Consider the following 12,461-nt stretch of genomic DNA (forward strand, 5'->3'; position numbering starts at 1 on the left):
GACCTCCAAGTTCAGTTTTAGTTTTGAAAGGCTTTATTACAGTGGTTTTTCTTTGTTTATGGAGACTATAACACTTTTGTTTTAATTTGAAAATGAGTAATACAAAAATAATCAAAAATAAATTTTAATTTTTACCCATCTAAAAAAATGGATATATTCATTTGGTAAACGATCATGGCCACGCACAAAATAAAGGCCATGTCAGAATCGGTTATAAGAACCTTTCTGGCACGGCCTCATTCGTTTAACTCATCTAATTACCCAACTATACGCATCACTTTGGCTAGCAGCTCGTACGAGCGCAGGCGCGCCTGATGGTCATATACCTGAGAGGTTGTAATCAACTCATTGGCTCTCGTCTGGTCGATTATCAAATCCATCTTTTGTTTGACGGTGTCGGGACTGCCGATGGCTGAATACCCCAGCATATTACCACGAACCATCTCCTTCTCGTGCTCACTCCATAGCTTTTCCATGTCATCCACTGGTGGCTTCAGTCCTCCGCTGTGCCCGCGCAGCACATTTAGAAACTGCTGTTCTTGTGAAGTGAAGAGCCATTTTGCTTCTTCATCAGAATCTGCAACAAGCACATTAACACCGACCATCACATATGGCTTATCCAGTGCTTTGGATGGCCGAAAATTGCGATGGTACAACTCCAGAGCCTGTAGCAAATGAGCCGGGGCAAAGTGGCTGGCGAACGCGAACGGCAGCCCAAGCTGACCTGCCAGCTGTGCGCTGAATCCGCTTGATCCCAGTAACCAGATGGGAATGTCCAGCCCTTCTCCAGGAACCGCTCTTACTCCCGGAACGGCTCCGTTCAGCGCTGGATTCAGGTAAGAACGCAGCTCATTCAATTGCTCGGGGAAATCTTCTCCAGTACTGTGAAGTCCTCGCCGCAGTGCCCTCATCGCAGGTTGATCCGTGCCTGGAGCCCGACCAAGTCCCAGATCAATTCGTCCCGGATAGAGCGACTCTAGGGTTCCAAACTGCTCTGCAATCATGAGTGGAGCATGGTTAGCCAGCATAATACCCCCTGAACCGACCCGAATCTTGTTTGTATGTGCAGCTACATGCCCAATGATCACGGACGTAGCCGCACTGGCAACCGCCTGCATATTATGATGCTCCGTTAGCCAGTACCGATGGTACCCCCATTGTTCAGCATGCTGGGCAAGATCCACCGTGTCGCGGAAGGAATCGGCAGGAGTGCCGCCTTCAAGGACAGGTGCAAGATCTAATATAGATAGTGCAACGTTACGCGTAGTCATTATATATAAACCCCCTGTCAAAATATTATTTTATGAATTTTCCTCAACGCCTTAATTCTTTGACCCATCAATTGATACGTCAATTATGATAATGTGTCCCGTTATAAATTGCAAATGATTTAAATTTTTAGTTTTGTTCAAAAACAGTTTACTTTTACGAGAAGCTCGTCTATCATGCATTTATGTGGATAATCATTATCCATATTAGCCTGGTTATAAATATTGAGGTGATTGCTAGTGCATATGAAAACAGGTGTCGAACAATCTGTCTACGCGCTTCTTCTACTCACGATGCTGCCGGACAAAGCCGTTTTACCTGGGGAGGCCATTAGCCAGCAGTTAGGTGCTTCACCTACTTATTTTCATAAACTGTTACGTAAATTGGTTAGCGCCGATTTGATTACTTCTGTACCTGGTGTCAAGGGCGGGTTCAAATTAAAGAAAAAACCTGAGGATATACGGGTATTTGATATTTATCTGGCGATTGAAGGACAACAGACTCTCTATTCTTCCAGCGGTATCTACAACGATATGCTTGAATTAAAGAAAGACGATCAGTGTTGTTTACTGGCAAATTTGATGGAAGAAGCGGAAGCCTCCTGGAAAGCCGTTCTGAAAAGAGAAACCATCGCGTCACTATCCGCTGATTTTTTTAAAGAAGGATATGATGACAAAATGACTTCTTTGGAGAACTGGATTCAGGAAAAAATGGTCTTGTAAAGAACTCTAATGAACAGAAAGGAATATGAACATGAACGATTATTTAGTAAAAGCTCTTGCCTACAATAACCAGGTACGGGCTTATGCCGTGAGAACAACGGAAACGGTAAGTGAAGCTCAATGGCGTCATTATACCTGGCCCACAGCATCGGCTGCATTGGGACGTTCTATGACGGTCGGCGTCATGCTGGGAGCCATGCTTAAAGATGAGGATAAACTGACGATCAGGATTAATGGCGGCGGACCTATCGGCACTATTCTTGTCGATACCAACTCCAAAGGTGAAGTTAGAGGTTATGTAAAAAATCCACAAACCCATTTTGAGCTTAATCAGATAGGGAAATTAGATGTCGCCAGAGCTGTAGGAACAGATGGAGCGCTAATTGTATCTAAAGATATCGGCTTAAAACACCCATTTGTTGGACAAGTCCCTCTCGTTTCGGGTGAACTGGGGGAGGATTTCACATCTTATCTCGTCCAATCCGAACAAATTCCTTCTTCTGTAGGAGCGGGAGTTATTGTTAACCCGGATAACTCTATTCAGGCGGCTGGAGGTTTTATTATTCAGCTGATGCCAGATACGCAGGAGGAGGTTATCAGTTTTATCGAGAGACGCATTGAGAGCATTCCAAGCATCTCCGCAATGGTCATGGAAGGTCTTACGCCAGAGCAGATTCTGGGTCAGATTTTGGGAGAAAGCAACCTGAACATACTGGAAACCATACCTGTAAAATTTCATTGTCCCTGCTCAGAAGAAAGAGTTACCAATGCCATTATCAGCTTAGGGAATAAGGAAATAGAAGATATGATCCATACCGATGGACAGGCTGAAGCTCATTGCCACTTTTGTAACGCACACTACCATCTTACCAAAGAAGATCTCGAAGGCATGCTGGAAACAAACATCATTTAAATATGGGCTGTTCCCAAAAAGTAGGTTTAGCTACTGGGGAACAGCTTTTTTCTTTCCCAATGCTTCCGATGATTTCTTAATCCTAAACACGGTAGACTTGTTCATGATGTAAGTGATAATGTTATATTATTCCAATCGCTTGAAATGAGGTGCGCTATGCTCGAAAAAGATACGCAGGAAATTTTAAGACGAAGATTGTGCTGGAGGTCTTGCAGGAAGAGCAGACCGTGAACGAGATTGCCGCCAAATATGAAATGAGTCCGTGATGATTAGCTGGTGGAAAGCCGAGTTTCTGAGCCGGGCGTCTATGGTGTTCGAGAAAGGGACGAGTGAAGCGGACAAGATGAGAAAGGAATACGAAAGCAAACAGGAGCGCCTAGAAAAGCTGGTCGGTCAACTTACCGTTGAAGTCCACTGGCTCAATGGGAGCATTACACATCTTCCGGCAATCCGCAGTTCATTAATGAATTTCGGCATTAACGGAATGATCAGCCCGATGCCGGTGAACACCGGAAACAGATTCAGCATAAGGACACATCATATCCCCCTCATAATTTAAGGGTTACTGCTCCCTCTGTAATTCTAAGCAAAAAAACACCTGCTCTTCGGCAGATGTTCCTCGCCTTTCGTATTTCTTGAGAATATCCGATCCATTTGTCCGTTCTAATCGTTCAACCCTTTGCCCTCCAGAATGGGCTGTGTGTATGTTTCAACCCTTGAAACGCGCGTTTTGAACTGCTTCGGTTGTGGTACACTCTCCAATCCAGCGCTTAGTTTATCGTCAAGCATGAACGTGCGAGCAGCGGAGAGATTGTTGTTCCTTTTCATAATTGATATATCTACAACTCAGTGCATGTAGCGCGTTTATTGCTGCTCGGCAAATCTCCACCAGGCAAATGTTCCGACTATTCCGGCTATTCCCGTAGACGCAAGAATGATTATACTACTCAACTTTAAAAACCCGGTGCTTTGAAATACCGACGGGATGGTCCACGGAAAATAGGGGGCGAATCCAAAAGAGGCCAAAACATTTGAGAGAATGACGATTATCAGGATGAGTCCTAATGGTGCCAAGTATCCCTTGCTCACATTGGCCAGAAGAGTGCCTGGTGTGGTAACAATAATAAACAATAGCGATGTTATAATGAATTTAAAGAAGATATTCCAAATAAAAGAAGCTAACCCGCCCGCAACTCCTAGAATACCCCCCACAGCAAAACCTATGGCAAACATATACATGGAAAGTAATAGGCTCCATGCTAAAATTACAAGAAATTTGGACAGTACAATTTTCGATCTGGAAACGGGCTTTGCAAGCAAATCTTTAATTGTTTTATCCGAAAACTCTCGTCCAAATACCCATGCCGCGATGAAGGTGTACCCGATAAGTCCCAGCGGGGCAAGACTATCAAGCAATTCGGTTAAATACATTCTCCAATTGATGCCGCCGGCGTCACTGGATAAAATAATTCCGACTCCCATCATGATTGGCCCAAATGCAAAAATAAGAAATACCAACCAAAACACATTGGCGCGGATAATCTTGTGAATCTCACAATGTAAGACAGAAAAAATATTCATTATATATTCCCCCTTGTCATACCAATTGTGCGGAGAAAATATCCTTCCAAATCCTCCGTAATCACTCGAAGCAATGTTGGCGGTTGATTGGATTTAACCAGCAGTTCGGCCAGTCGTTCAGGACTATCCGCTACGTGGTCATCGGTTAGTTTAATATAGCCGTCTATTATCTCCTCAAATTCATATCCATGCTCTTCAAGCACCTCCTTTAAGGCATGTTTGTCGCGGCCATTCACCACTAAGTTTTTCTGTAACGATTGCTCCAGCTTATCCATTGCGACTTCTTTAACAAGATGGCCATTGTGAATAATCCCAATGCGTGTGGAAACTTTCGAGAGTTCCTCTAACAGATGGCTGGATATAAAAACAGTTACGCCGAAATTTTTCGCTAGGTTATATAACATATTCCGTATCTCCGCCACGCCTGCGGGATCGAGGCCATTTATCGGCTCATCCAATATTAGAATTTCCGGATTGTGAATCATTGCTTTCGCAAGTCCCAGGCGTTGTTTGTTTCCTAGAGAAAGATTCTTTGCCTTCTTCTGTTTGTGCAGCTCAAGCCCCAACTTATAGATAACCCGATTTACGGAATCTTTGTCAGGCACCCCTTGCATGCGTCGTGCTATGTCAAGATTTTCAACTACAGTTAAATCGGGATAAAAAGTAGCCTCCTCCAAATATCCAACCTTGTCCCATAATTTATAGTTTCCGGCATCGACCTTTTCACCTAACATATAGAGCTTGCCGGAGGTTGGCTTGAGCATCGCCAAGAGCATCTTTATGGTCGTTGTCTTTCCAGCGCCATTCAGTCCCAAAAATCCAAATATCTCTCCTCGGCTCACCTCCAGCGAAAGATTGTTCAATACGATATAGTCGCCAAATTTTTTGTGCACTCCCTCAATTTGTATGGCGGGCGTTCCGCCATTTTTTTCCTTTGATAAAATACTCATAGCCTTCAACTCCTCCATAAACAGAGAGCTTATTCAGGATTCTAAGTACGACACTCCTGAACAAGCTCAATCAGAAATTTTTCAATAAATCTACTTTATGATGTCCTGGCAATCGCTTAAGCGAGGCGAGGCTGGCCCAAGCCCAATTGAGCAGAGCCAATTCAGCACTACCTCATGCAGCACGTTGATGTTGTCTACCTGACAGTGTTCTAATCCGCCAAGTCGTCTATCCTCTATCGGGAAGAACGTCTTGTTTTTCGAACCCGCTTGCTCGTAATTCTTCAAGGCTTGTGTCAGCGGATTTGGCTGAACCAATATCTCTTCCGCTCCGTGCATTACAAGAAGCGGACATTCTATCTGGTGGAGCACGCCCTCAAGATCATAGGCAAAACGCGGATTCCCCGCAAAATCCTCCAAGCTTTTTGCCCCCAGAATTCTCATGCCGTGTGCGGCCAGACTCGGCGGCATCCATTTAAGCATGGCATCCCAGTCGAAGGCGTGCGTACCGCCGTCGGAGATGACGGCAGCAATCCTGTGATCGAACGAAGCGAATCGCAGCGAGTCGTAAGCCGCAAAACTCTCCCCGTGCACGATAATCTTATCGGGATCGACTTCCGGCCGCGTTAGAAGAAAGTCGATTGCCCGGGAATGGAAAGCCTCACTGTCCGCTCGTCTTCCTTTTCCCTTTTCGTACAGCGAGAGGCCGGTCCCAGGCTGGTCATAGACCAGAAAGTTATATCCACACGAAATAAAAGCGGGACCTAGCCAGAAATAGTTTTCAATTGACCACTCGTCGCCACCGTTGAGAGCAAAAAGGGTCGGCTTCGGACCTTTTATCCAGGAAGGGGAGAAGAAGTAACCATCCAACTTGACATCTTCGTAATCGACTTGGATCTTCTCCGGTTGGACATCGAAGTACTTTCCGGCAGCTTCGAAGAGTTCATTTACTTTCTTAAATACACGGATTTTCTCGGTGTCATCATCCATCACCGCATATTCCGCAATTCTGTAGTAATTGCAGGCACGAATGTAGCAGTTTCGTGCTGTATACCAGTTTCCAGCCGTTTCGGCCTCCTTGCCGTGTCTTTCCAATGCCTGAGCCGTTATGAGCCATTCCCTGTGCCACGTGTCCTTGTCATCGGGGTCGATTTTTTTGCAGGCCTCGTAGATCTCGGTGACGTCCGTAGCACCGAGGCTTGCCATACCCAAAGCTTTGGTGACTTGGTATGACATCATGTAGTGATTGGGCCAACGGCTGAACTCAATTGACATTGCAACATCCTCCTTTTCCAGTTCTAGTGATTGTAGTTTTTTTACTACAAGTAATTTTTACAACACAAAGATAAAGCTTCTTTAAAAGAAAAATAAATGTTTATAAAGAGAATATAAAAAACTATAAACCGCTGAAAAAACAAAAAAGGCTGCTGCCTGGGTGTTCACACCCGGCAGCAGCCTTTAACTCCTGTAGTAAAAGAAAATGTGCAAAAATAGAATCAGTGTTGTGCGGCCAAGGGAAGGCTGAATCTTATCCCCAAACCGCCATATTCGGAAGGGTAGGCGCAAATTTCGCCCCTATGATGTTCAATAATGGATTTACAGCTTGCAAGACCCAGACCCAGCCCGCCCTTTTGGATTTGCCGCGATTTATCCACAGTGAAAAATTTGAGGAACAGAGAAGATATATCCTTATCCGGCACTCCAATTCCATTATCTTCGATTTGAAAAAAGGCATACTGTCCTAGCGGGTATCCGGTCATATACACTTTCAGTTTATTTTTCCCTCCATATCTTACAGCATTGCTAAAGAGGTTGCCGAAAACCCGACGTATCATCGGTTCATTGACCATCAGCAATATATTTTCCGTGAATGAATGGCGGCAAGTAAGCTCGTTGTCAAGTCCCGCCAACTCATACTCATATTCAAGGGCAATGTTTTCAAATAATTTTGAAGCTTTTACAGGTTTAGCTACCATAGATTCCAACTCCAGTTTTTCTTTGGTGAAACTGGAGAAATCATTGATGAGTTCGACCATATATCCTGACTTCCTTTGAATCAAATCATAATATTCCTGCTTTTCAGTTTCTGGTAAATCCTTGTGTGTAGCCAGCAGTTCAGTAAAACCATTAATAGATGTCAAGGGTGTTTTCAAGTCGTGGGCAATTGCCGCGATCATATCGATCTGCTCTTTGTGCGCGAGTTGAAGCCGATGCTCCATCTTATTGAAGTGCTTATAAAGTTCTCCGATCTCATCATTACTTCTCAGAGCTAGCGGAGGCAGTGGATGTACAATATTTACTTCTTCAAGCCTGGTATTCAGAAGCTGAATGGGTTTCTCTATGCAAAAATGAATATAGATAATCAGAATAATAAATATGAAACAGGCAATTGCAAATATGGGCAGGAGCAATGCTATATATCGCGAGTCCAGCAATGAACTGCGTATAGGGGAATATACTGCAAAGACAAGCTTCAAATACATTCCAATCGAAAACATGAATATTATAAACATCAGCAGAAACAAAAGAGGAAGCTTTATTTTCAGTTTCATACTATTGCTCTCTTTCCGTGTATTTATATCCTATGCCCCATATTGTTTTAATAAAGTCATATTCAGAACCAAGTTTCTTACGGATATTTTTTATATGAACCGTTACGGTATTTATTTCTCCGTATTCGTCTCCCCAGACGTTTTCATATATCTGCTCACGAGTCAATACATGATTGGGGTGGCGCATGAGGATAGACAGAATCTGAAATTCCTTCGTTGATAAGTCGAGCTTCCTGCTATTCAGAAATGCTTCAAACGTCTTATCGTTCAAAATGAGCGGAGCATCCGCCTTTTCGTTACTGGGACTAAGTTCATCCCACTCTTTAAAAAGCCTGTCCACTTTTCTGAAGTGAGCCTTTATCCTGGAGACAAGCTCCTGAATACTGAAAGGTTTGGTCATGTAATCGTCTGCTCCTATTTCGAGCCCGACGATTTTATCAATGTCCTTATCACGCGCACTTAAAAACAGAATTGGGACATTATAAGAATTTCGGATACTTCTGCAGACATCAAGTCCATCCATATCAGGCATCACTATATCAAGAACGATGAAATCAATGTGATTTTCTTCCAATGCAGATAAGGCTTCTTTCCCGGAACATGCCGAAATTATTGCAAATTGCTCGTACCTTAAACTCTTTGTGATGAGTTTTACGATTTCTTCATCGTCGTCTACAACTAATATCGTTTTTGGCATCTTTATACCTCCTAACCTCTTTAAATGGACTGCATTTATATAACACAAGAGCCGCATGGACTCGAATTGACAAAAAAAGTCTCGCTCAAAGCGCCTCTCCAGTTCCAGATATTTCTCCTTTGGATGCCAGTTGAGGTAATAGGATTTCTTGAAGCAACATGTTGATTTCTTTTAAAAAGGCTTTATTGTCCGGACTTTCTCCCAGAAAAATGCCTTGGGGGTGCTCAATACAGCGTTATCCCCATTATTAGATAAAAAATTCTACCCGGTATGGTGCCGCTAATGACACCTTGAATCGATATGTGATGCTTCATTGTATTAAAAAGACCGAATCCCTTATAAAAATAAGATTCTGCGAGTTCATTCCTTGAATCATGTGATGAGCACACATCTGTCTGATTTGCCTCCCATAAGCCTATGAGAGTTTCGATGGTCTGTACTTGATGCCTCGCTTCATTATGGATAAAACATACAATTCGGTCAAGTGTACTTTGGGTAATGAAGAAGGCCTCGGCAGCACAGTTGAATGGCTTCCATGGATAGGCTATTGTAAGGATAGGATACTTTTCCCAGATAAAAGAACTTACAGGAGGTCGTTTTTCTTGATGATCCTTGAACTGGTGGCCCTTATTTCTACTGCTGTCTTGTCTACGTTTTTTTCCTTTCGATACCGTTTGTGGAGACGACTATAGTGAGAAGTGAACAAGAGATGCTGCATACCATTCTCCAATTTGCTCAAGAGGACGAACGGGTACGTGCTGTGATTATGAACGGTTCACGCGCTAATCCACATGCTCTACGGGACATTTTTCAGGATTATGACATCGTCTTTCTCGTATCTTCCATGGACAGCTTTATTCAGGAACGTGGCTGGATTCACCACTTTGGAGAATTGATCATTATGCAGACGCCCGATGAGCATGTGGAGCCTACTGTGACGTCCCATGATCGCTTTGCTTTTCTTATGTTATTTACGGATGGCAATCGCATAGATCTTACCCTCTGTCCTGTGGCTAACATCGCCAATTGGACCCGAGACAGCTTAAGTGTACTGCTGCTGGATAAAGACGGGCTTGTGGAGCCTTTCCCACCGCCAAGTCTTCAAGATTATAAGACGGTCCCTCCAACCGCCCAAACCTATGCAGATTCCTGTAATGAGTTCTGGTGGGTCAGTACTTATGTGGCTAAAGGGTTATGGCGACAGGAGCTGCCCTATGCTAAATTTATGCTAGATCGGCCTGTTAGAGATGCGCTCCACTTGATGCTGGAATGGCATATTGGTATACGAACAGACTTCGCGGCAGATCCGGGTAAACAGGGAAAATATTTCGAGAACTACCTTGAGCCTGGACTTTGGACGCTCTACATCCAAACATTTGCGGATGCAGATTATGAACATATGTGGCAGTCTCTTTTGATCATGGGAAATTTATTTAGAGAAGTTGCCTTGGAAGTAGCGAACTATTATGGCTACGAATATCCGACTCTGGACGATCAACATGTTACGAACTATCTCCATCACGTAAAAGCTCTCCCAGCAGATGCTAAGGGCATTTATTGATAAAAAAAACCAGTCGGCACTTGATTTTCATGTACTAGGCTGGTTTTATTTTTATACTCTAAGTTATTCTGTCCTATATGCTCCTTTAGGTCTGCTCCAAAATATTATTTTTCGGTCAGAACCCGGTCACCTCTGCTCGCAGGCTGAGAAATAACCAAAAATTCAACATCCTGATTCGTTTCATTAAACATTTGATGAGGCACCATAGGAGGAACCTCACATCCTTCCTGAGATCCTAATTGGATTCGTTCACCATCCACTTCAAGTACCGCTGTGCCTGATAAGATAAAGAAAAATTGGCGCGCATGATGATGATAATGTCTGACCTCATGTGTATTTCCGGGCATCCGCTCATGAATAATGCTCAAATCATTATTTTTCACCAAGCGCCAACCATCACATTGATCTCCCCATATATAATGTTCCGCATTATTTTTACTAATTTTCATTATTGAACTCCTCCTTTTGCAATTACAGTTTATTTTATATATGAATTCATAGAGCTACAATCTTAATTATAAAACGGCAGGACAAATATAAAAAAGTCCGACTTAGTCAGACTTTTTTATATATCTGCCTCGATAATTTCCTCCAACTTAATCCAGCTAAAATCCTCCTCCCCACGGGACAGTTTCACTTCTCGCCGACTTGTATTAATCACCGTGACCAATCCACGAAGCTCCTCATCATCAAACGGGTTGAACACTTTTAGCGTAATAGGCTTCCGTTCGTTATAGGATACGATGATGGCCTGTTCAATCTGCTGCATTTCCTGATCGTCCAGTGCTGGCTTGCCGCGCCTTCCTTGCTCCTTCATCAGTCTTAAATATGCCTCCCGATGCTCAGGCAAAATCATGCGCGAGCTTTCCCATATGCCATTTCCTTCAAGCTTTTTCCCCATCATAAGCCCCTCCTATGCTGTTCTGGTTACCGGATGCCATGCCAATACATGATCTAATCGAAAAACACGTGGCTGGCCTGTCTGTAGACAGGTGGCTCGTATCAAGCCATTCTGCACACGGTGCACCTCGATACGCCGATGAGACAGCTTGCCCTTCCGATCCAAATACACGATTTCCACGATCTGCCCCACGTATTTTTCCAACATGATCCTTCACTCCTTATCAGAACGTTTGTTTGTATTATATGCGAACATGCGTTTGATTATCAATGTAAAAAAATCCCCTGAGGGATTTGACTCTCTCAAGGGAATTAAAATTCATAGGTGGATAGCTTAATATCTTCTTTATTCAAATCTTTCAGCGGGTAGACAGGGCCATTCCAATAAGTCAGAATATCGATCGGCTCATTAGTACCATGTTCTTTTAAAGAAAGAGATAATTCAAGTAATAAATGTGGAAGTTGATAAGAGCTTGTTAAAAACTGATATTCCTCTGGACCTTCACAATCTTCTGCCCGATAGAACACAAAGTATCCCTCGGTATGATCCCCAATGAGTACAATATAACGAGCAAGAAACATAATTTCGCCATTGGCAAAAGGAATGGAATGTGTCGAAGCAGAGATCAAATCAGTCTCTAATCCCTCAATACGAAGGGTAAGTTCATTGTTAAGAGCATCCATTCTTTCTCTTTGTTCGCTGATGAGGTGTTCATAATTTACAGGGACAAGCCCTCCATTCTTGATCGTAGCGATCAATTCGTCTATAAATACTTTTTGAGACAACACTCGATTGCTCATCCTATTCATCTCCATATTCGTGAAAATAAGCATGGAATTCTCGCTTTAATATGTTCAATATTTATGTATTAAAATCTTGATTCATTAACTCCCCAGCATTTTTGTGACTGCATTCACGACCCTTTCCATCTCAAATGGTTTAACAATAAAGTCTTTTGCACCTGCCTGAAATGCTTTTATAATCGCTTCCTGCTGCCCCAAAGCAGAACACATCAAAATGTTGGCTTGTGGATCAAGCTCTACAATCTTTTTAACAGCCTCAAGTCCGTCCATCTTAGGCATATTAATATCCATGGTGATTAAATCGGGACGAAAGTGTGCGTATTTCAAAACAGCATCATACCCATTTTCTGCTTCCGCGATAACAGCGTGACCTAAATCCAAAAGAATATCCTTAAGCACAGAACGCATAAATAAAGAGTCATCCACTACTATAACTGTTGCCAAATTAATCTCTCCAATCCGTTGTCAAATGATATGCACGCCCAAACTTCAATATCGGTGAATAAACTAGTAAT

Annotated in this window: 16 protein-coding genes; 4 read left to right on the forward strand and 12 right to left on the reverse strand. The window is 43.1% G+C overall.

Annotation, left to right across the window (positions count from 1 at the left end; translation table 11 throughout):
- Positions 1 to 257 precede the first annotated feature (257 nt).
- The gene (locus WA407_RS03260) at positions 258 to 1,271 is read right to left on the reverse strand and encodes an LLM class flavin-dependent oxidoreductase (protein WP_254329766.1); all 1,014 of its coding nucleotides are present in this window, start codon (positions 1,269 to 1,271) and stop codon (positions 258 to 260) included.
- A 243-nt stretch (positions 1,272 to 1,514) separates the two neighbouring features.
- On the opposite strand from WA407_RS03260, the gene WA407_RS03265 reads away from it, so the two are divergent.
- The 3 genes from WA407_RS03265 to WA407_RS26705 all read left to right on the forward strand — a co-directional run bounded on the left by WA407_RS03265 (position 1,515) and on the right by WA407_RS26705 (position 3,463).
- On the forward strand, positions 1,515 to 1,991 hold the full coding sequence (locus tag WA407_RS03265) for an RrF2 family transcriptional regulator (RefSeq protein ID WP_080710773.1): 477 nt from the start codon (positions 1,515 to 1,517) through the stop codon (positions 1,989 to 1,991).
- A 31-nt stretch (positions 1,992 to 2,022) separates the two neighbouring features.
- Positions 2,023 to 2,904 carry an Hsp33 family molecular chaperone HslO gene (hslO, locus tag WA407_RS03270; protein ID WP_336076782.1) on the forward strand — a complete coding sequence of 294 codons (882 nt, stop codon included), beginning with the start codon at positions 2,023 to 2,025 and terminating at the stop codon, positions 2,902 to 2,904.
- Between the two features lie 262 nt (positions 2,905 to 3,166).
- Positions 3,167 to 3,463, forward strand: coding sequence for a hypothetical protein (locus WA407_RS26705; protein WP_367988473.1), 297 nt, complete (start codon positions 3,167 to 3,169; stop codon positions 3,461 to 3,463).
- Positions 3,464 to 3,567: 104 nt separating this feature from the next.
- Here the strand turns inward: WA407_RS26705 and WA407_RS03280 are convergent, their stop codons facing one another.
- The 6 genes from WA407_RS03280 to WA407_RS03305 all read right to left on the reverse strand — a co-directional run bounded on the left by WA407_RS03280 (position 3,568) and on the right by WA407_RS03305 (position 8,681).
- Positions 3,568 to 3,732: a hypothetical protein gene (locus WA407_RS03280; protein WP_155729760.1), complete on the reverse strand. Its 165-nt coding sequence runs from the start codon at positions 3,730 to 3,732 to the stop codon at positions 3,568 to 3,570.
- Between the two features lie 36 nt (positions 3,733 to 3,768).
- A complete protein-coding gene (locus WA407_RS03285; RefSeq protein WP_235308255.1) occupies positions 3,769 to 4,485 on the reverse strand; it encodes an ABC transporter permease in 717 nt (238 codons plus the stop codon).
- Positions 4,485 to 5,435 (reverse strand): ABC transporter ATP-binding protein, encoded by a 951-nt coding sequence (locus tag WA407_RS03290; protein ID WP_336076783.1) that lies wholly within the window; start codon positions 5,433 to 5,435, stop codon positions 4,485 to 4,487. Before WA407_RS03290 ends, WA407_RS03285 begins: the two co-directional genes overlap by 1 nt.
- A gap of 90 nt (positions 5,436 to 5,525) precedes the next feature.
- On the reverse strand, positions 5,526 to 6,707 hold the full coding sequence (locus WA407_RS03295) for an alpha/beta hydrolase family protein (protein ID WP_069291825.1): 1,182 nt from the start codon (positions 6,705 to 6,707) through the stop codon (positions 5,526 to 5,528).
- Between the two features lie 221 nt (positions 6,708 to 6,928).
- On the reverse strand, positions 6,929 to 7,984 hold the full coding sequence (locus WA407_RS03300; protein WP_028541664.1) for a HAMP domain-containing sensor histidine kinase: 1,056 nt from the start codon (positions 7,982 to 7,984) through the stop codon (positions 6,929 to 6,931).
- 1 nt (position 7,985) lies between these two features.
- Positions 7,986 to 8,681 carry a response regulator transcription factor gene (locus WA407_RS03305; RefSeq protein WP_013310135.1) on the reverse strand — a complete coding sequence of 232 codons (696 nt, stop codon included), beginning with the start codon at positions 8,679 to 8,681 and terminating at the stop codon, positions 7,986 to 7,988.
- A 691-nt stretch (positions 8,682 to 9,372) separates the two neighbouring features.
- Here WA407_RS03305 and WA407_RS03310 point away from each other — a divergent pair.
- Positions 9,373 to 10,242, forward strand: a complete 870-nt coding sequence (locus WA407_RS03310) for an aminoglycoside 6-adenylyltransferase (protein WP_336076784.1) — start codon at positions 9,373 to 9,375, stop codon at positions 10,240 to 10,242.
- 104 nt (positions 10,243 to 10,346) lie between these two features.
- On the opposite strand, the gene WA407_RS03315 is transcribed toward WA407_RS03310, so the two are convergent.
- The 5 genes from WA407_RS03315 to WA407_RS03335 form a co-directional block, all read right to left on the reverse strand.
- Positions 10,347 to 10,691, reverse strand: coding sequence for a cupin domain-containing protein (locus tag WA407_RS03315; protein WP_061831375.1), 345 nt, complete (start codon positions 10,689 to 10,691; stop codon positions 10,347 to 10,349).
- A gap of 116 nt (positions 10,692 to 10,807) precedes the next feature.
- The gene (locus WA407_RS03320) at positions 10,808 to 11,143 is read right to left on the reverse strand and encodes a YolD-like family protein (RefSeq protein WP_013310132.1); all 336 of its coding nucleotides are present in this window, start codon (positions 11,141 to 11,143) and stop codon (positions 10,808 to 10,810) included.
- A 12-nt stretch (positions 11,144 to 11,155) separates the two neighbouring features.
- The gene (locus tag WA407_RS03325; protein WP_013310131.1) at positions 11,156 to 11,350 is read right to left on the reverse strand and encodes a hypothetical protein; all 195 of its coding nucleotides are present in this window, start codon (positions 11,348 to 11,350) and stop codon (positions 11,156 to 11,158) included.
- 104 nt (positions 11,351 to 11,454) lie between these two features.
- Entirely contained in the window at positions 11,455 to 11,943 is a 489-nt protein-coding gene (locus tag WA407_RS03330) for a hypothetical protein (RefSeq protein WP_235308250.1), read from the reverse strand.
- Positions 11,944 to 12,027: 84 nt separating this feature from the next.
- Positions 12,028 to 12,390: a response regulator gene (locus WA407_RS03335; protein ID WP_023988407.1), complete on the reverse strand. Its 363-nt coding sequence runs from the start codon at positions 12,388 to 12,390 to the stop codon at positions 12,028 to 12,030.
- Positions 12,391 to 12,461: the final 71 nt, after the last annotated feature.

It is taken from the genome of Paenibacillus sp. 203, from assembly GCF_037027525.1.
Taxonomy (GTDB): Bacteria; Bacillota; Bacilli; order Paenibacillales; family Paenibacillaceae; genus Paenibacillus; species Paenibacillus polymyxa_B.